Genomic DNA, 19,135 nt, shown 5'->3' with positions numbered 1-19,135 from the left:
AGTATATAAAAGTAAGTATTTCAGCCAGTATTTTCAATTACTCTTGTCCTTCCTCTTCTCCCTGAATCTCCTGCAGAATTTCCGGCAATGTCAATGCGGGCACTTCCGTTTCCCCTTCTACTGCGCCAGAATCTGGAGTGTCGCGTGTCGAACGAACTCGAGGACCCGGACAATTATAAGTCTTTTTAATCTCTACGATAGGTTCCGGAAATTTCCCGGTCGTAACGCCCAATTCAGGACGCTTATATAGTTCTTCCATGTAGACCGCAAAAATCGGCAAAGCAGTTTTCGACCCCTCGCCGGTTGCCGAACTTTTAAAGTGTATGCTCTGCTCATCACAGCCAACCCAAACACCAGTCACCAAGTCCTTCGTCACGCCCATATACCAGCCATCCACATAATCAGAAGAAGTTCCCGTCTTCCCACCTATCTCATTCTCATTGTCAAATAAATCCCATTCCCACAGTGCTTGCGAAGTACCGCCAGACTCTTCAATCGTACCACGAAGCATATAGCCCATTAACCATGCATTCTCCGGGCTAATAACTTGCTTCTGTTCGGATTTAAACTCAGCCAACACCTTCCCATCTTTATCTTCAATACGCTTCACCAAAATAGGCTCGGTCTTCTTCCCTGCATTCATAAATGTGCTATAGGCACGAACCATTTCAAAAACAGAAACCTCATTAGACCCTAAGCCTACCGAAGGAACAGATTCTAATTTGCTGTCAATTCCACAGGTATGCGCCATCTTCACAACATTATCCCAGCCCACTTCTTCCGTTATTTGAGCCGTTACTGAATTTAATGAACGAGCTAAGGCATGTCTTAGCGACAGTTCACTATAAGAAAAATTCCAATCTGCATTTTTAGGCTCCCAAATCTCATGTTCACCCTTATTGTTAACAAATTCGATTTTAACTGGTTTGTCGGAATATTTATCACAAGGAGTTTTTCCAGCTTCTAATGCCGTCACATACGCAAACGGCTTAAATGTCGATCCCGGTTGACGTTTGGCTTGGTTGACATGATCAAATTTGTAATAATCATGGTTGATACCCCCTACCCAAACTTTGATCTCGCCAGAATACGGATTCATCGACATCATCCCTGTATTCAACATCGAAATATAGTGCTTCAAGGAATCCATCGAGGAGTATTCTACCTTTTCCATACCGTCCCAGGTAAATACCTCCATCTCCTTTTTCCTGTTCAGCTCCTCAAAAACCTTCGCCTCATCATTATACTTTTCTTTCAGATAAGCGTAAGCGGGCAACTTGCGCGCTTGGTCTTCTAAGAAATTCGGAATTACATTTCCTTCTTTATCGCGCCATGGCTCCTGTCCGGACCAAACATTATCTAGTCGTCGTTGCAATTCCTTCATTTTTAAGGCGACAGCATCTTCCGCAATCTTTTGCATGCGCGAATCGATCGTTGTATAAATCTTCAATCCCGAAGTGTAGATGTCAACCTCATTCTCCTCAGCCCACTTTTCTAACCATTTCTCCACCGCTGTGCGCAAGTATGAGTCATTTGAGTTTCGAACCTCTTGATTGTTCAAATTCAAGCCCAGAGAATCCTGCGATAAGGTTTTTACTTCCTCGGGCTTTAAATACCCCTCTTTCTGCATTTGCCCCAATACGACATTGCGGCGACTTAAAGCATTCTTAGGATTACGAATCGGATTATATAGGGTTGTACCCTTCAACATACCGATAAGTACGGCAGCTTCGTTCACAGAGATCTCCGATGGCAACTTATCGAAATAGCGTACAGAAGCAGATTTAATTCCGTAGGCATTATTGCTAAATGATACCGTGTTCAGATACATCGTAATGATCTCTTGTTTACTGTACTTATTTTCCAATTTGAATGCCGTCATCCATTCTTTGTACTTCGTCACAATAATTCCCACGCCGGGAATTTTGCCTAGCAGGCCTTGTGAATCTTTGTAACGAGTTCTGTATAGGTTTTTCGCTAACTGCTGTGTGATGGTACTCGCCCCCCTATCGCTTCCACCTACCGTAGACAAAACCCCTGCAAATAGACCAATGACGTCGACGCCATTGTGCTTATAAAAACGGACATCTTCTGTCGCGATTAATGCGTTAATGATATTGGGAGATATACTATCGAAAGGAACCGGATCACGATCTTGTTTGTAATAACGACCGATGAGCACGGAGTCTGCGGTATATAATTCAGAGGAAACGTTTAGGCTGGGCAACAAAATCTCTTTCTTCGTGGGAGATGCTCCAAACAGGCCTAGAAAGTTGATTTGTACCGCGCAAGTAAATAAAATAACGAAATAGATAATTATCAGTGCGATACGCAAGAATTTGTTTTTAACCCGTTTAAACATGAGGTAAATATGAACAAAACTTTGGAAAAAACTGTATTAAAACGCTTAAAAATGTACTTAGGTTTAAAAATTAACGAATTTTAACAGTTCGCTTTTTGAAGCACATTTCTCCTTGTGAATGAACAAGTATTGCCGCAAAAATTATACCTAAATCCAATTCCCTAAAATAATATATTGATCTTCATTAAATAATAATCGCTATTTTTACCATGATTTATAATCGGGGACATGTTAAAACAAACGTTACAGCAGAAATTATTACAAAAATTATCGCCTCAGCAGATTCAATTCATTAAACTTCTTCAAGTACCAACGGTATCGCTTGATGCCCGTATTAAAGAAGAATTGGAAGAAAATCCTGCGCTAGAAGACGGCAGTTTGGCCAATATGAATGAGCCTGTCGAGGAATATCCTGACAAGGATCCTGACGATGATTTTAACGCAGAAGAAAGCAACTACGAAGATGAATTTTCTGTAGATGAATATATCCAAGAAGATGATTATAAGGATTATGGTGGTGGTTATGATTCGGATGATGATGACAACAAGAAGGAAATGCCCATCGCTATCCAAGATTCATTCTTCGAGAACTTACAAAATCAGCTTGATTTGTTAGCTCTTTCCAATAAAGATTATTTAATCGGCCAACAGATTATCGGCAGTTTGGATGACGACGGATATTTGCGTCGCCCCATCCCCTCATTAATTGACGATTTAGCATTCTCGCAGAACGTTATCGTTGAAGAGAAGGATGTGGAAGAAATGTTGCGCATTATTCAGGAATTTGACCCTGCGGGTATTGGAGCACGAAGCTTACAAGAGTGTCTAGCGATACAATTGCGCAAAAAGGATCAAGAGAACCCGATTATCCAAAAGGCTATGCAGGTGGTTGAAAACTACCTCGAAGAGTTTACAAAGAAGCATTACGATAAAATCGAAAAACAATTGGGTGTCAACTCCGAAGAGCTTCGAGATATCGTCAATGAAATCCTTAAACTAAACCCAAAACCAGGTGATTCAGGAGCTGCAGCAGGAAAACAGCTTCACATTATCCCCGACTTCCATATCAGCAATAATGATGGTGTGCTGCACCTGACACTTAATGGCAGAAATGCACCCGAGCTGCGTGTATCCCGCTCTTATCAGGAAATGTTTGAACATTATGAGAAAGCGGAAAAGAACGATAAGAAGATGCGCGAAGCGGTACAGTTTGTAAAACAAAAACTCGACTCCGCAAAATGGTTTATCGACGCTATCAAACAACGGCAGCAGACACTCCTAAAAACCATGAACGCCATCATGGAATATCAATATGAGTATTTCTTAACTGGAGACGACCGTATGCTTAAGCCTATGATTCTGAAAGACATAGCAGACCGCATTGAAATGGATATTTCAACTGTATCCCGCGTTGCAAACTCCAAATACGTACAAACAGAATTCGGAACCTTCCTTCTTAAATCTTTCTTCTCCGAGGCTATCCAAACAGAGTCTGGCGAGGAAGTATCGAACAAGGAAGTGAAGAAAATCCTTGAAGAGTGCATTGCCAACGAAGACAAAAGAAAACCGCTTGCCGACGAGAAACTTACCGAAATCTTGAAAGAAAAAGGATATTCCATCGCTCGTAGAACAGTCGCGAAATACCGCGAAGCAATGAATATCCCGGTAGCAAGGTTGAGGAAGGAATTGTAAGATAGATATTAGATTTTAGACATTAGATATTAGAGCAAGGCGCCGATAAGGCGCCTTTCTTTTTGATCTTTTGTTTTTGAAGAGATAGGAGATATTTTCTTCAATTGATTTGAAGGGAAGGAAAGTTTGTCTTGGATTAGAAGAAGGAAGGTGAGTTAGTTCTGAACCAGGCAAGGAAGGATACAAAGATTCGCAGGATCCTGGCCATCCTTACATCCTTTTTTTCCTGGTTCAAGACAACATTTCCAACAAACACGACATCAGCCCCTATCCTGTCCATCCTTTTATCATTTTTTTCCTGGTTCAAGACAACATTGTCAACAAAGACAACAACACCAGCTCACCCCTCCTTTGGCTCAGACCCAATTCAAAGCCCTTTCAAAACCCTTTATTAACCCAATCAAGACCGCTCGGAAAGGGTTATGATATGGTTATAAAAAGCTTTTGATTAGTAGCATATTGCTACTTGTCCTTACTCCTCCTATTTAACCACTTAAGAACTGCTTTAGAGGACTCTAAAAATAATTTTTCACAAAAATTTGGATTTCTAAAATAATATCTACTAAATTTGTAGAGTATTCAGAATTGCGATAGCAATACCAACCGAGTGAAGACACCGCGGTGGTAAAACAATACGGGTATCATACCAAAATAAACGCAGTTGCTTTATTTAACCCTTTCTGAATGCAATTATGGTTAAACCCTTTTAATTCTTAATTGTATGTCAAACACAAAACCTTTACAACAGCACCTTGTAGAACAATTTAACAACTACTCTACTCAAGAACTTGTCATTCTCAACAACGATATCGTCAAATCAAATTGGGGCAAAAGTAAATCTGTTTTCCGCTCTGCCCTATTATCGGCATTATCGAAAAGAGGAATCGATCTTTCCGAGATTATCTCGAAAGAAGATGGAATAACATTGATTCAGCGAGTAGCAGTGCGTTTGGAAGCCAATAGAGTTATTGCTATTTAGGATAGTAGTTAGTATTTAGTAGTTAGTATTTAGACCTGGGGCGGAATTAGATGTAGGAAATTAGGCATTAGACTAGTCTATGAACTAGGAAGGGAAGGATTTAAGAATTAACAGGATCGAATCTAAGCTCTATTGTCTGATATCTAGTGTTTAGTCTGAACCAGGAAAGGAAGGATAAAAAGATATACAGGATCCTGTATATCTTTTTATCCTTCCTTTCCTGGTTCAAGACAAACTTTCTCTTCTTTTCTACGTCGGAAGCCAATACGCTACTATCTCACATCTAATGTCTTACATCTAATTCCGCCATAGGTCTAAATACTAACTACTAAATACTAATGCGAATTAAGGGTTGAAATATATTGGAAAAAGCTTCTTAAAAAGAGGGGTGAAAACTTGCATAAAAGCCTGATTATCAGTATACTTATAATGTTCCTTACGCATTATTAAACAACATGATCAATCAGGCCAAGGCTCTAAAATTAATAAAATTATACCAGTATGTGTGTGATAAATATGACAGTGAACTGCAATATTACTGTCAGCGATTTTCAAACAATAACAAACCTGACTTTACTGATCAGGAGGTTTTGACCATCTATTTATTCAGTGTGCACGAGGAACAGCGGCTAAGGATCAAGCAGATTCATAAATTCGCCTCGGATTATCTGATGGATTGGTTTCCCAAGCTAACTTCGTACGTAGCATTCAACACCCGTATCAACCGCCTTTTTGATGTTTTGAGATCTCTCTGTCAGTCAGTTGTAGAGGACTTTGCTCCAGAAGAGTGCTCCAGAGAATTTTCCCTACTGGACTCTATGCCCATCATAACCTGCAGTGGGACTAGAAGGGCAAAGGTAGCTCTGGAGATAATGGATAAAAGCTTCTGCTCAACGAAGAGGCTTTGGTATTTTGGATTAAAACTTCATGCGCTCAACAGCTATAACAAATCCACGCTGCCTCGTCCGGAAAGCATAGTAATAAGCAAGGCATCTGAAAGTGACCTGAACATATTTAAGGAGAATTGGGCATCCATCGCAGGTAGGACGTTCTTTGGTGACAAGATATACCGTGACGCCCCATTCTTCGAGTGGTTTTATAAAGAAAAAAAATCAATTATGTATACTCCGATAAGGGAAACCCAAGGAAAACCGGATTGTTTAAAAAACAGGGATCGTGCTTATAATGATCTGTTTTCAAGAGCAGTATCTAAGGTAAGACAACCAATCGAATCCTTTTTTAATTGGATAAATGAAAAAACACAGATACAAAACGCAAGTAAGGTCAGATCTACCAAAGGACTATTAGTACATGTGTTCGGTAAATTAACAGCCTGTTTCATAAAGCCTATTTTCAACCCTTAATTCGCATTACTAACTACTAGCTACCACTAAGCGCATACAACGCAAACGTTCCTAGCCAGTGTGAGCCCATGTAATCATCTTTTGCGGAGATATTTCCGATAGAAAATGCGATATGGTTTTCGGCAATTGCTTTCAGGCTTTCTAGTTCTGGAATTTGTTTTACGATTCCAAATAAGCAGGCAGCACGGCTATAGTTTAGACCATCAAGGTGAACCAATTTACCATCGGTACGATCTTTTACAACGGCAGGTTCTAATTTAAAGTCTTTATCAAATAGAACGGGCATAAAAGTCTTTAGCCAAGCATTGTATTCTTGCTTATCCATAATTTTGCTCATCAGAAAAGCTTCTTCCATGCAAGGAGAAAGGAAATCATTTCCGCTTGGTTCATAAGCAAGGTTACAATTAACGTCCTGCTTGAAATAACGAAGGCTACGTTCTTTGATCACTGCTTCGAAGGATCTATCTCCCACGGTGCGCGCGTAATCTAGCGACAGTGAGAGTCCGAAGGCTGTATTGTCGTGCTGTCCGGTTCGTATTGGGTAAACTTGCTTTGGCAAATATTCCTTATAGCGATTTACCAAAAGATCTACCAACGGTTGTAAGGCCTGCTCCCATCGCTTGGCATCCGGATCATTCCAGGTATGCAGCTCTTCCTGCAATTTAAAGAGCCATGCCCATCCATAGGTACGCTCGAAACCTAAGTTATTCTTATCTTCAAAAAAGGCTTTCTCGATGACCACATTTTCTGGAGTAATATGCTGATTAAGAACCTGGCGGACCTCACCGTTGGCATCCAGCTCCGGAAACTGCTTCATTAACTTCACGATAGACCAATATCCATGAACAGACGAATGCCAGTCGAAGCATCCGTAAAACACAGGGCGCAAGGCTTTCGGAGTCTTTAGATCGGCATCTGAAGCAATAACCTGCCCCAATTTATTAGGGTATTCGATCTGTAAGCAATGAGTGGGTAGAGCAAAAATATCTTTAGCTAGGGTTGCTGTAAGATGAGTCTTTTCAATTTCAGTTTTTTCTTTTTTATCGGTTTCTGATTGACAAGAAGTAAAAATACCAGATATCAATACTAACCCTAAAATTGTTGTCCGTATATGCATTTAATTTGGCTTTATATTTGAGTTATAAGCAGTAAATTTATAATAATAAAATAAAATAAACCAAAACATGAACATCACAGATTTAATTTCCGGCAATATCGGTTCCCAAGCTGTAGATAGCATTTCCCAAAAACTAGGCGTAGACAAGGATAAAGCGCAATATGTTGTTGCGGCTGCAGTGCCTTTGATGATGTCTGCTTTGAACTATAACGCAAACAAAAGTCCAGAGCAAGCTAATGGTATTCAAAACGCAATCGATAGCAAGCATAACGGCAGTATCTTTGACAATTTGGGTGCCTTGTTCAACCAAGGTCCTACGGAAGACGAGGATAAGATCGTAAACCATATGTTCGGTAGAAATACCGACAATGTTAAAGAGACGCTATCTGCAAAAACAGGATTAGATATTAAAAAAATTGCAGGTATTTTAGCTTTAGTAGCTCCCCTAGTTATGGGTTACTTAGGTAAAAAGAAACAAGAGTCTGCTGGCGAAACAGCGTCTACGGGCGGTGGTATCGGCGACTTAATTGGAAGTGTGCTAGGTGGTGGTGGTTCAGGTGCGGCAGCAGGCGGTTTAGGCGGTATCCTTGGCAATATCCTTGGCGGTGCCGGTGCTAATAACTCTCAGCCAAATGTTGGCGGTGGACTAGGTGATCTTGTAGGTGATTTCTTTAACCAAGATAAAGACAAAGAGTCTAAGGGTGGTATTCTAGATGCTTTAACAGGCATGTTCGGAAAATAAGACATTAGTACATACATTTGTAAGACAGGCTGTAGCAATAAAATGCACAGCCTGTTTTGCTTTTTCTATTTCTGTCGTTTTTCAATGACGTTCATGAAGTTTCCTGTACGTTATCATTCTTGAAAAGTGAAATCTTGCACAAATTAAAACGATAATAAATAGTCCCTGAATTTGAATATTTCGCTCTGATTTTCCATTATCTTTGGGCAAATGGAAAACAAAATCAGTTTTAAGAATGATTATTCTGAAGGTGCACACCCACGAATACTCGAAGTTTTGTCAGAAACGAACTTACAGCAAGAGCCTGGATACGGTTATGATTGTATTAGCGAAAAGGCGAAAACATATATCAAATCGCATCTAGCAAACCAGGATACGCCTATCTATTTTGTTTCTGGAGGTACGCAAGCCAATGTATTGGTGATTAGCCACTTATTAAAACATTACGAATCGGTAATTGCTACAGATACGGGTCATATCCACGTACATGAAACGGGCGCAATCGAATACGCAGGGCATAAAATAAATACTGTTCCCCATATCAATGGGAAGCTGACGGTAGAAGGAATTCAATCGGTATTGGATCTCCATACCGACGAGCATATGGTTAAACCCGCGTTAGTTTATATTTCACAAACAACCGAACTGGGAAGTATCTATTCGAAAGAAGAACTTCAAAGCATTTCCAATTTGTGCAGGGAAAAGGGACTAAAACTGTTTATCGACGGCGCAAGAATGGCATCGGCACTATGCAGCGAAAAGGTTTCTTTAGAGATTCGCGATATTGCTAAGTATGCAGACGTCTTTTATTTAGGTGCGACAAAGAACGGGGGCTTACTTGGGGAAGCAATCGTGTTTGCGAATCCTGAGCTTGCGGAAGGCTTTTCTTACGCATTAAAACAAAAAGGTGCGTTGATGGCAAAAGGCCGTTTATTGGGAGCGCAATTTTATACGTTATTTGAGGAGCAACTTTATTTTGAGCTAGCCAAGCATGCGAATCGACAAGCTATGCGAATCGCAGAGGCGCTTCAGTCTGCTGGATTTCGTTTCGCGTTGACGCCAGAAAGTAATCAACTATTCCCGATACTCCCCTACAACACCATCAACATTCTTTTTGAGGACTTTGAATTCTATGTTTGGGAAAAACTCAATGAACAGGAAGCGGTCGTTCGTATCGTGTGTTCGTGGGCAACAAACGAAAACGACGTTGATTTGTTCATTAGAAAAATAAAAGACCTAAGCAGGTAGGTCTGGGACAGCAATTGAGATTTAATTTGTTATATTCCACACCTAAACAAACGAGAGCGTAATGATGATGAAGGAAGAATACGTGATATTAGTCGACGAACAAGACAATGCTATTGGAGAAATGGAGAAACAGGCAGCACACGAAGAAAATAAAAAACATCGTGCATTCTCTGTTTTTCTACTAGACGAACAAGGAAGAATATTATTGCAAAAACGTGCGGCCGGAAAATACCATAGTCCAAACCTTTGGACAAATGCATGCTGTGGTCATCCGCGTCCCGATGAAACCACAATAGATGCGGCTAAACGTAGAACTTTCGAGGAATTGGGAATTCAAGTAGAGATTGAAGAGTTGTTTACCTTGTCCTATGCAGAGCAATTAGAAAATGGCTTGTGGGAGAACGAATATGACCATGTATTTGTAGGAAAATATACCGATCCGATAGAACGTTTCAATCCTGACGAAGTGCGGGCGATCAAATATGTAGCCGCTTATGAATTATTAGATGATTTAAAGTTGCATCCCGAGCAATATACATTTTGGTTCAAGAAGATAATGCCGAAACTCTTACCTTATCTTGAAAAAGTAGATTAATACGACTTAGAAATTTCAAAATTTAAATCAAGTAGAATATCTGTCACCAAAATATAATATCGCATCATCAACAAGATGCAATATCATATTTTAATTTCAATTTTTATTGCTATTTTTGCGCCTGTAAATTAATGCAATTATAAAATATTGAGTGCTCCTTTTTTTTCGAAGGTAGCGTCGTTTTTAAGGACTGAATCAAGTCTGGACGCACTTAGAAACATTTTAACCATCCTTCTTCCCAGCTCTTTGCTGTTCCTTTTCTGGGATGGTCACATTGCAGTCGCTTTTGCTGTCGGTACTTTGTTAGCCTCGCTAACTGACTTACCCGGAAACAAAGCAGACAAACTTACTACAGCAGCCTACTGTATTCCCATCTTTTTTATTACAGCGATAACAAGCTCGCTTGCTTTACATTACGACTCCTGGACTATTGTATTACTTTTGGGAATCTTTGGCTTCGTTTATACAATTATTGCTTTATTGGGATTCCGAATCAACGTTGTCGGCAATTTAGGGTTGATCGTTGCCAGTTTTACTATTGGTCTTCGTCCAGAAGATCCTATTCAATTTAGCCTTTCTGTAACAGCAGGTGCCATATTCTTCTTTATCGTTTGTATTGCACAAGTCTACCTATTTCCTCATCGTTCCTTACGCTATGCAGTAGAAGGTGGGATCAGCAACATGGCGAAACTTATACGTCTGAAAGTAGATTGCTATGACGAAGATGTACCGTTGAATAAGACTTATAAGCAATTGAGCGCCCTACATTCGAGGGTGAGCGACCAATTAGAGTCTGTACGTTCCATTTTATTGCGCGACAAGTATCTGTTGCAGGAAGGAAATGCTTACAGCAAACGCTGGCTAGGGAAACTTTACCAATTGGTTGACCTATACGAACTGCTGATGGCGGTGGATAATGATTATGAGACGATCAGAGAGACTTTGCGAGGCGGAAAGACCCTACACACCATCCGACGATCTTTGGCTATTCTAGCCTTCGAAACTGCGCGATTAATGCAATCGAACAAAGAGAAGACATTCAGAAGCATAGGAACTTCCGAGCTGAATAGATTATTCTTACAATTAGAGGCAGATCAGCGTCAGTCATCACCCGAAAAAGCAGCCCTAATTTATTCCATAAGCGCTCAACTAAAACAGCTGTCGGATATTTTGCAAAACATCCATGTCAGTAAATTTGCTGCTGATGACTCTTGGATAGAATCTAAAAACTTTAAAGATTTCGTTGCTCCACAAAGCAGTTTCCAAACTATTGTCAAGAACTTAAATTTCCGATCGCCCATTTTTTCGTATGCTGTTCGTATGTCGATCCTTTTGATATCGGGCGGATTAATCGGTTATCTCCTACCGGAATATCGATATGCATCTTGGATTCTTTTGACGATCATCTTAGTCGCTAGGCCAAGCTATACCATTACGCAAAAGAGAAACTACCAACGGATTGTGGGGTCATTGATCGGTATTGCGGCCAGTCTCCTCTTACTGGTTTTTATTAAAAACACCTTAGTACTTTTGGCGATTGCTGCATTATGCTTATATCTGTTCCTCCTATTCAACAAGCCGAATTATCTGGTATGCGTGATTTTTATCACAATCACCATCTTGCTTGGCCAGAAATTACATGAAGGAGAGCTTCATGATATCCTAGGCAGTAGATTTGCTTTCACGCTCTTAGGATCTATCTTTGCGGTTCTAGGGTGTCTGGCGATTCCTATCAACCACTATCGAAGCGTTGAACAGACGACAGCGTCCCTTTACAAACATTTTCGTGATTACCTAGATAAAATCGAAGAGAGCTATCAAACAGAGAATTTGAATCATTATGACCTTCGATTGCTACGCAAATTTACGCAAGCTTCATTGGCGCAAAGTTATGATTCGCTGGAGCAATTTGCGAAAGAGCCTCTCCGTGGAAAAGCCTTTAAGGCGGATATACAACACCTGCAAACGCTCGCTTACCGCATCAATGCCTTGTTGGTTGGGCTGTCTGTCAACATTAATAAGCTTGGTTTGGACTGGAATCATGATGCCATGAATTCGAGAGTAAATTATGTTCAGGTGCTTATTGAGGAAGCGGAAGAGTTGTCGAAGAAACTAGCCCAGTCTAAACGTACGAAAGACAGTAACAACGTACATTTCCAACCATCTAAGTAACCAATCCCGACATCTCTTGCCGTAAGACAAGTGATCTTTGCATAGTATTTGAGATATTGTAGCAAAGAATTACACGATGGAAATCAATCAGCAAATATCAAAGGAAATTACGGAGGTTTTTGATCAGCTTAAGGGGATTATTCAAGATCTTAGCGATGAGCAGATTAATCAAAAGCCCGCCGATGGCGGATGGAGCATAGGACAAATCGTAGAGCATATTCTACGAAGTTCGAGTGGAATTCCCGATCAGAAAGTGCAGACCTATAATCGCGCTTTTGATGAACAAGTGCCAGCTATTCGATCGCTATTCATGGATTTAAACTCCAAGTTCGAAGCGGATAAGAGTTTGTTGCCTAGACAGGAAAGCTATGTGAAGGATGACCTGTTGGAACGTGTGCTGGCTAGAAAAACGAAGTTGGTATTGGATATTAAGGATAAAGATTTGACGCTGTTGTGTATGGATATGGAGTTTCCGAAATTAGGATACTTGACGAGATTTGAATGGTTGACGGTTATAGCGACGCATAGCAAAAGACATTGCTATCAGATTGAGGGTGTGAGGGGGAATTTTGGTTACTAAATTGTTAAAAGCGTAAAAACGCTTCCGTATTTGATACCAGACCATCTATTTTTCGAATAGATCGACAATAGTTCGCAATGGCAGAAACATTCGTTTTGACTTTTTTAATGGAATAAATCCCAGTTTAGCATAAAATTTCTCAGCTGGCTCATTCGTTGGGTCAACGATGACAGCATGATTTCCAACAAGTGTGCTAATTTCTAGTATTCGCTTAAAGGCATCAATAAGTAAGGCTTGGCCTAGCTTGTTTCCTTGATAATCCTGGTGTACCGCTAAGCGACCAATAATGATTACCGGCACCTCCGAATAGGTTAAAGATTTTGCTAAATTTTCGAGGATATCTGATATATCGATGTGATTGGAAGAAAGCGTGTAGTATCCAATCACATCGTTATTTTTGTCGGCAATGACGTAACAAACCGCTAATCTTCTTTTGATATCTTGATTTGCATATTGCTTTAGATAAATGTCTAATTCATCTACGCCGCATCTAAAATTCTTACGATTATGCTTTTTTTCTAAAACTGTCGAAATCATTAGGTGCGGCGGAATTAAATAGATCGTTATATTGCTCTAATGCAGATTTTAAAGCTTTATTCGGAGCAGGAGGATTCAATAATGCTTCAACAAAATGAATTTTGTCTTCCATTGACTTCAGTAATTTAGTCTCTTCTTCAATGATTCGCTTGGCTTCTTTTTTCGCCAAAGAAACGATGAACTCTGAAACAGTTTTGAATCCACTTATTTCAGCAGCATATTTTATCAAATCTTTATTCTCCTTGCTGATTCGAATGTCGATACGATCTACTGATGTTGCCATGTTGATTGTTATTTGCTATACAAATGTACGGAAAAAATCCGTACATAAAAAGGTGTTGAATTTAGAGAACCTTGGCCGTCATAAAAAAATTAATGTTCCTAGAAATTACATTTCCATCACTTGGCCTCTTTCTTTCAACACCTTATGCAACTTATCATAATTGACCTTTTGCACTGTTACATCATCCTTTATCGCCAATATTGCTGCCGCTGCAGCGCTCTGTCCTAAAATCATAAAGACCGGTTCCATACGTATCGAACCGAATGCGATATGGCTACTCGACAGGCACACTGGCACTAAGAGATTTTCGCATTCTGATTCTTTCGGAACAAGTGCGCCATAGGAGATTTTGTATGGCTTCTTCGGATGGACCCCAATATCTCCTTCATTCTGGACGAACCCATCAGGCTTCACATAACGTTGAACGTTATGCGAATCTAAAGTATATGATCCCATTCCTATAGAATTTGAGACAACACGGTCACTGAACGTGTCGTGCTCCGTCATAACATATTGACCTACCATCCTTCTTGCCTCGCGGACATACAGCTGATGTGGCCAATTGCCATTATCTTTGAACTCATCTTTTGCAAGTCCCCATTTGGAATAGGCGGCGCGTACATCTGCTGGCATTGAAGGATCGTTAGCCATGAAGTACAAGAGCCCTTTCTGATACTCCTCATGTTGTTGGATGATCTCCTTTCGACGTTCATAGTTCGCTTCGGGATAATCGTAGTTCATTCCGATAAAATCGGTACTGAAAGGTCCATGATTGTTCGTATCTGTCTTCTTATTTGGAATCGGGTCGAACTTATTGAACGTTTCTCTCCATCCAGACGCATAGACGCGAGCAAGTAACTCATAATTTTTTGGATCATAATTTCTTGGCTTTTTGAACGGCACCCGATTTGGAGCATGGTCTGTTAAGCACATTCGGAAACAATAGGCCTGTACGCGATGATCAGCCTCGCCATATTGTCCGGGATCTTCCTCAGAAACGCCAAACAGCAATCCTGAACTTTTATCACCCGGCACAACATACGGTGAAATATTACTTTTAAACCAATGTCCATGATGAAGTACCCCCACCTGAACACCATTCCATTTTTCTCCGTACGTGCTGTTCGCCTCTCTACCCACATGATAGGATACACCAGCGAGAGCCATTAAGTCCCCCTCATAGGTTGCATCAATAAACATTTTACCTCTAAATGTCTTTCCGGACAGAGTCCGAATTGCTTCAATTCGTGTCCCTTTTTTCTGAATGCCTGAAGCCTCACGATTAAGCAGTTCTTCACGTAAAACTTGTATTTTTTTTTCTTTTACCCACTTTTCAAAAACCATCTCTGCAGCGTGCGGTTCAAAAATCCACATCGTTCGATTTGCGCCGTCCACAGCAGATGTACCCTGACCCTGATTGCCGTATTCGTTTTTGCGCTGCCATGTCCAGGACTTTTCTTGATTATAGTGTATAAATATCTGATGATAGAACTCGCGAGCCAACCCTCCGATAACTGACTTATTCCCAGTATCGGTAAAGCCTAATCCACCACTAGACAATCCCCCGAGATGCTTGTCCGGAGAAACAACAATGACGGAAACACCAGAATTTACGGCCTCTACGGCGGCCGTAATGGCCGCCGAAGTTCCGCCGTAGATAATCAAGTCGGCATTGTACTCTTTCTTAGGCAAAGTAAACCCAAGCGTTACAACACCTATAAAACAACTAATTACTATGTGAAACTTTTTCATTTCCTTAATTTTGGTCCGACTGTGGAACGAATAGAATTGCATTTGCAGCAACAATTCCATCTGCGCCCTTATTGCTAATCTCAACGTAAGGATTGTTCTTCCCTTGATAGAAAGTAAATTCGCCTACTTCAACCCAGGTGCTACTCGTTTGTCCTTTAATTTCCACCTTCGAATAATCTAAGGTTTTATTCTCGACTGTTTTACCATTGAAGATTACTAAGTCATGTTTAACTGCGCTCTCCGCTTTCTTAGGATAGTATGTGTATACTTTATAGTTCCCAGCTTTCAAAGGCTTAGAAGCGGTAAAACGAGCTTTAGCATCCTCTTTACCGGCAGACTCTTTAAATGACATACCAAAGCCTCTACCCTTTCCATCAGACCAGTTACCAGATAATTTAACTTGTTCTGAATTCGAAACATGAATCAATTCATCGGCAGCTCGTTTGTCAGCTTTCGGATTAGTATTTAAAACTTTCTTGATGTCATCAATTTTCACATCCTGTACAGGTATCTTTTTATCAATTGCAATTCCTGCAGCGACAGCAGCAGATTGTGCCAGGACCATAAATACAGGTTCCATACGTATAGAACCGAAGGCAATATGGCTAGATGAAAGACAGACTGGCACTAAGAGGTTACTCACTTCCGCGCGTTTCGGTGTTATGGAACGATAAGATATCGGAAAAGGAAGAAAACCACCAACTTCGACATTTCCTTCATTTTTCACCATGCCGTTCACTACTAGCCTGTCGCAATTGTGCGAATCCATCGTATAAGCTGCATATCCAATATCGTCTTGTACAATCTCTCGACCCTGACAGTGATTTTGCGTCATCACCACTTCGCCTACCATTCGACGAGCTTCTCGAATATAAAGCTGTGGCGACCAATGATTGTTATTGATATATTCATCTTTTGGATATCCCCATTTTTGAATTTCATTCCTGATTTCTTGGGGAACAGCCGGATCATTACCTACGAAATATAAAAGTCCTTTGGTATAATCCTCATGTGCTTTGATTATCTCTCTGCGCCGCGACCAGTCTGCTTCTGGGTAATCCCAGTTCATCCCGATCATATCGGTAGAAAAACCATTTCTATTGTTGATATCGGTTTTACCGTTTGGCATCAAACTCCAAATAAACACATCCTGTATACTTTTCCAAGGTTGCAATTCCTTTTGACGCTTTAACAGTTCATAACGTTGCGCATCGTAATTATCAGGTTTAGTTATGGGAATCCGATTTTCCGGAACATTCGTTAAAGTAATCCGGTAGTTATACGCTTGAACTTTCTTATCACCTGTTCCTTTGGGCAATAGTTTCTCGTTAGAAATGCCCCAAAGCAATCCGCTAGATGCATCGCCTTTCACTTTATAAGGATCGATTCCATTAGGGAATTGATGTCCGTCCAATAGTTGGACACCATTAATCGTTTCCCCGTAAAGGCTATTATCCTCACGTCCCACGTGATAAGAGACGCCTGCTGCTGCTAACAAATCTCCCTCATAGGTACAGTCCATAAATACTTTTGCTGAAACCTGATTTGTGCCATCCGAAGCGCTTAATTCAATATTGCTAATGGTATTTCCATTTTTATTGACTTTGATTAGCGGATTATTCATCATCAGCTGTACATTGGTTTTTCCTAAATAGTCTCTAAATATTTGTTCGGCAACCTTGGGTTCAAAAATCCATTGCTCAAAAGTTCCATAATGCTTCCCGATTTTTCTGTAGAAATCGAGAGCCAAACCAGTTACAACAAACTTATTCCCGATATCTGTCATGCCCAAACCACCGGAACTCAATCCACCGATATGATTGACAGGATCGACAATGACGACTTTTTTTCCAGCTTTTGCAGCGGTATAAGCTGCAACTACACCCGCGGATGTCGCTCCATAGATACACAAATCAACTTCAACTTTCTTCTGTCCGTATACGACAGAAACACTTAAACAGCAAAATATTAATACTTTAAAAATCTTCTTCATGATAATTTTAAATTAGGTTTAGCTTTAATATCCAGGGTTTTGTTCTAGCGCTTTATTGGTTTCCATCTCAATATTCGGGATGGGCCATAAATAATCGCGGTCTTTGTTGAACTTGCGCACTTCAATAACACGCATTTGCGCCCTATTAGCAACTTGGCTATAGTCAACAAGACCGTCTGCATCAATCTTCGGTGCATTGCTGAGGATTCCTTTAGGAATCCGTCCCATGAATGAATTATTCATAAACTTGTCAGCAAGTCCCCAGCGTCTTAGATCTGCCAATCGAAAACCTTCATTTGCTAGTTCGTATAAACGTTCTTTACGAACGATATTGCGTAGTTCCCCTTGCGACTTACCGGCAGGTATAGCGGGCATTTCCACAGAAGGTCTTTGGCGAACTTGATTAATCGCGTCATAAACGGTAGCATCAATCTGGTTAGCTTCAATTTTTGCCTCAGCGTAAATCAACAAAACTTCTGCAAAACGCGATTGTGTCACATTAAGTTCGGATTGCATCGTAAATTCTTTGTCTTTGAAATCGACATATTTCTTCCACAAATAGCCAGAAAATGTAGCGTATGCATTTAAAGCATCCTGATTATCGATACGCTTTGGCACGGAAGATGAATAGTTATAGTCCCAACATTTAGTACTGTCCTTGTGTGTCTCAAATTGGAAACCGAAATGTCGCGAGCCTGGCAATGCTACAGTGAATCCTAATCGAGGATCGCGATTCTCGAAAGGCTTCTGCGGATTAAATAATGGAGATTTATCAATTTCCAGTCCATCCTTACACAAATAAGCATCAACCAAAGCTTGTGAGGGAATCTTATTCGATGTTCCCTGTGCATTTCTAGACAGAAAATTCCGCGTCGCACTATGGGTTTTGGTGTTCTGTAAGCGTAAATATTGGAAAGCAAAGATAATTTCCTTAGAATTCTCACCGCCATATTGAAACAGCTCTTCAAAATTTGGATGAAGACTATAAGTCTTTGCATCCATCACCGCTTTCGACGATGCAATAGCTTCTTCCCAGCGCTTATCATTCAAAGCCGCTCTTGCGCGAATAGCTAATGCCGCACCTTTCGTTGCTCGACCTACATCAGCTCCACTGTAACTTAAAGGTAGATCTGCAGCAGCTGCCGCTAATTCGGTTAGCACAAAATCAACTATATCTTTCTTAGGGCTTCTCGGAATCTGTGCTTCCGCTAAACTTAAGCCCTTATTCATCAGGGGTACAGCTCCAAAAAAATCAACTAATAATTGATATGTAAATGCGCGAACAAAGCGAGCCTCCGCAGCGTAACGCTTTAATTTAGCTTCATCTACCTGTCCTTGCAGCTTATTCATGTTGTCTAACACAAAATTACATTTACCAATTGTGCGGTAAGAATCTCGCCAAATATTCAAGATGTAACCATTGTTGCTATCGTAATCGCCGCGACCAATGGATTGCAGAGCCGAAGTATTTCGATCCCAACTAATGTCAGTTGCACAGTCTAACGTTAAATTTTGAGGTACATCATCGGTCGGATGATAGGTCATCGACGAATAAAGCCCATTGACAACCAACATCAGTTCATCTTCATTATTAAAATAATTCTCATCGGAAGGACCGGAAAGCGGCTTCCTATCCAGATAATCATCACAAGAGTTGAATAACGTTAAGCCCCCTGCGATCATCGCTATATATATAAGTCTAAATTTAATTTTCATGGT

15 protein-coding genes and 1 riboswitch are annotated in these 19,135 nt (G+C 40.5%); of the genes, 8 read left to right on the top strand and 7 right to left on the bottom strand.

What is annotated here, in order from left to right; genetic code table 11:
- Positions 1-37: 37 nt before the first annotated feature.
- Positions 38-2,362, bottom strand: a complete 2,325-nt coding sequence (locus DSM08_RS07680) for a penicillin-binding protein 1A (protein WP_149525612.1) — start codon at positions 2,360-2,362, stop codon at positions 38-40.
- A 228-nt stretch (positions 2,363-2,590) separates the two neighbouring features.
- On the opposite strand from DSM08_RS07680, the gene rpoN reads away from it, so the two are divergent.
- The 3 genes from rpoN to DSM08_RS07665 all read left to right on the top strand — a co-directional run bounded on the left by rpoN (position 2,591) and on the right by DSM08_RS07665 (position 6,397).
- Entirely contained in the window at positions 2,591-4,054 is a 1,464-nt protein-coding gene (rpoN, locus tag DSM08_RS07675; RefSeq protein WP_149525611.1) for an RNA polymerase factor sigma-54, read from the top strand.
- A 570-nt stretch (positions 4,055-4,624) separates the two neighbouring features.
- Positions 4,625-4,718, top strand: a riboswitch (SAM-I-IV-variant riboswitch).
- A gap of 57 nt (positions 4,719-4,775) precedes the next feature.
- Positions 4,776-5,033 (top strand): 5-oxoprolinase, encoded by a 258-nt coding sequence (locus tag DSM08_RS07670; RefSeq protein WP_149525610.1) that lies wholly within the window; start codon positions 4,776-4,778, stop codon positions 5,031-5,033.
- Positions 5,034-5,488: 455 nt separating this feature from the next.
- On the top strand, positions 5,489-6,397 hold the full coding sequence (locus DSM08_RS07665) for a transposase (RefSeq protein ID WP_149525478.1): 909 nt from the start codon (positions 5,489-5,491) through the stop codon (positions 6,395-6,397).
- 16 nt (positions 6,398-6,413) lie between these two features.
- On the opposite strand, the gene DSM08_RS07660 is transcribed toward DSM08_RS07665, so the two are convergent.
- Positions 6,414-7,514 (bottom strand): DUF2891 domain-containing protein, encoded by a 1,101-nt coding sequence (locus tag DSM08_RS07660; protein WP_149525609.1) that lies wholly within the window; start codon positions 7,512-7,514, stop codon positions 6,414-6,416.
- Between the two features lie 67 nt (positions 7,515-7,581).
- On the opposite strand from DSM08_RS07660, the gene DSM08_RS07655 reads away from it, so the two are divergent.
- The 5 genes from DSM08_RS07655 (at position 7,582) to DSM08_RS07635 (ending at position 12,851) form a co-directional block, all read left to right on the top strand.
- Complete coding sequence (locus DSM08_RS07655) at positions 7,582-8,256, top strand: DUF937 domain-containing protein (protein ID WP_149525608.1); 675 nt, start codon at positions 7,582-7,584, stop codon at positions 8,254-8,256.
- 210 nt (positions 8,257-8,466) lie between these two features.
- A complete protein-coding gene (locus DSM08_RS07650; protein WP_149525607.1) occupies positions 8,467-9,504 on the top strand; it encodes a threonine aldolase family protein in 1,038 nt (345 codons plus the stop codon).
- 61 nt (positions 9,505-9,565) lie between these two features.
- Complete coding sequence (gene idi / locus DSM08_RS07645; RefSeq protein ID WP_246172522.1) at positions 9,566-10,099, top strand: isopentenyl-diphosphate Delta-isomerase; 534 nt, start codon at positions 9,566-9,568, stop codon at positions 10,097-10,099.
- Positions 10,100-10,345: 246 nt separating this feature from the next.
- Positions 10,346-12,271, top strand: a complete 1,926-nt coding sequence (locus DSM08_RS07640) for an FUSC family protein (RefSeq protein ID WP_149525606.1) — start codon at positions 10,346-10,348, stop codon at positions 12,269-12,271.
- 76 nt (positions 12,272-12,347) lie between these two features.
- Positions 12,348-12,851, top strand: coding sequence for a DinB family protein (locus tag DSM08_RS07635; RefSeq protein WP_149525605.1), 504 nt, complete (start codon positions 12,348-12,350; stop codon positions 12,849-12,851).
- Positions 12,852-12,896: 45 nt separating this feature from the next.
- Here the strand turns inward: DSM08_RS07635 and DSM08_RS07630 are convergent, their stop codons facing one another.
- The 5 genes from DSM08_RS07630 to DSM08_RS07610 all read right to left on the bottom strand — a co-directional run bounded on the left by DSM08_RS07630 (position 12,897) and on the right by DSM08_RS07610 (position 19,132).
- Entirely contained in the window at positions 12,897-13,388 is a 492-nt protein-coding gene (locus DSM08_RS07630) for a GNAT family N-acetyltransferase (protein WP_149525604.1), read from the bottom strand.
- Entirely contained in the window at positions 13,357-13,671 is a 315-nt protein-coding gene (locus tag DSM08_RS07625; protein WP_149525603.1) for a type II toxin-antitoxin system TacA family antitoxin, read from the bottom strand. The genes DSM08_RS07630 and DSM08_RS07625 overlap by 32 nt, the downstream gene beginning before the upstream one ends.
- A gap of 105 nt (positions 13,672-13,776) precedes the next feature.
- Entirely contained in the window at positions 13,777-15,423 is a 1,647-nt protein-coding gene (locus DSM08_RS07620; protein ID WP_149525602.1) for an FAD-dependent oxidoreductase, read from the bottom strand.
- Positions 15,424-15,427: 4 nt separating this feature from the next.
- Positions 15,428-17,416, bottom strand: a complete 1,989-nt coding sequence (locus DSM08_RS07615; RefSeq protein WP_149525601.1) for an FAD-dependent oxidoreductase — start codon at positions 17,414-17,416, stop codon at positions 15,428-15,430.
- 24 nt (positions 17,417-17,440) lie between these two features.
- A complete protein-coding gene (locus DSM08_RS07610) occupies positions 17,441-19,132 on the bottom strand; it encodes a RagB/SusD family nutrient uptake outer membrane protein (RefSeq protein WP_149525600.1) in 1,692 nt (563 codons plus the stop codon).
- Positions 19,133-19,135 lie beyond the last annotated feature (3 nt).

It is taken from the genome of Sphingobacterium hotanense (genome assembly GCF_008274825.1).
GTDB lineage: Bacteria > Bacteroidota > Bacteroidia > Sphingobacteriales > Sphingobacteriaceae > Sphingobacterium > Sphingobacterium hotanense.
This window is presented reverse-complemented; position numbering and strand designations above follow the sequence as displayed.

Coding starts and splice junctions, on each gene's coding strand:
- DSM08_RS07680 (WP_149525612.1), bottom strand. CDS start 2,362: ATGTTTAAACGGGTTAAAAACAAATTCTTGCGTATCGCACTGATAATT.
- rpoN (WP_149525611.1), top strand. CDS start 2,591: ATGTTAAAACAAACGTTACAGCAGAAATTATTACAAAAATTATCGCCT.
- DSM08_RS07670 (WP_149525610.1), top strand. CDS start 4,776: ATGTCAAACACAAAACCTTTACAACAGCACCTTGTAGAACAATTTAAC.
- DSM08_RS07665 (WP_149525478.1), top strand. CDS start 5,489: ATGATCAATCAGGCCAAGGCTCTAAAATTAATAAAATTATACCAGTAT.
- DSM08_RS07660 (WP_149525609.1), bottom strand. CDS start 7,514: ATGCATATACGGACAACAATTTTAGGGTTAGTATTGATATCTGGTATT.
- DSM08_RS07655 (WP_149525608.1), top strand. CDS start 7,582: ATGAACATCACAGATTTAATTTCCGGCAATATCGGTTCCCAAGCTGTA.
- DSM08_RS07650 (WP_149525607.1), top strand. CDS start 8,467: ATGGAAAACAAAATCAGTTTTAAGAATGATTATTCTGAAGGTGCACAC.
- idi (WP_246172522.1), top strand. CDS start 9,566: ATGATGATGAAGGAAGAATACGTGATATTAGTCGACGAACAAGACAAT.
- DSM08_RS07635 (WP_149525605.1), top strand. CDS start 12,348: ATGGAAATCAATCAGCAAATATCAAAGGAAATTACGGAGGTTTTTGAT.
- DSM08_RS07630 (WP_149525604.1), bottom strand. CDS start 13,388: ATGATTTCGACAGTTTTAGAAAAAAAGCATAATCGTAAGAATTTTAGA.
- DSM08_RS07625 (WP_149525603.1), bottom strand. CDS start 13,671: ATGGCAACATCAGTAGATCGTATCGACATTCGAATCAGCAAGGAGAAT.
- DSM08_RS07620 (WP_149525602.1), bottom strand. CDS start 15,423: ATGAAAAAGTTTCACATAGTAATTAGTTGTTTTATAGGTGTTGTAACG.
- DSM08_RS07615 (WP_149525601.1), bottom strand. CDS start 17,416: ATGAAGAAGATTTTTAAAGTATTAATATTTTGCTGTTTAAGTGTTTCT.
- DSM08_RS07610 (WP_149525600.1), bottom strand. CDS start 19,132: ATGAAAATTAAATTTAGACTTATATATATAGCGATGATCGCAGGGGGC.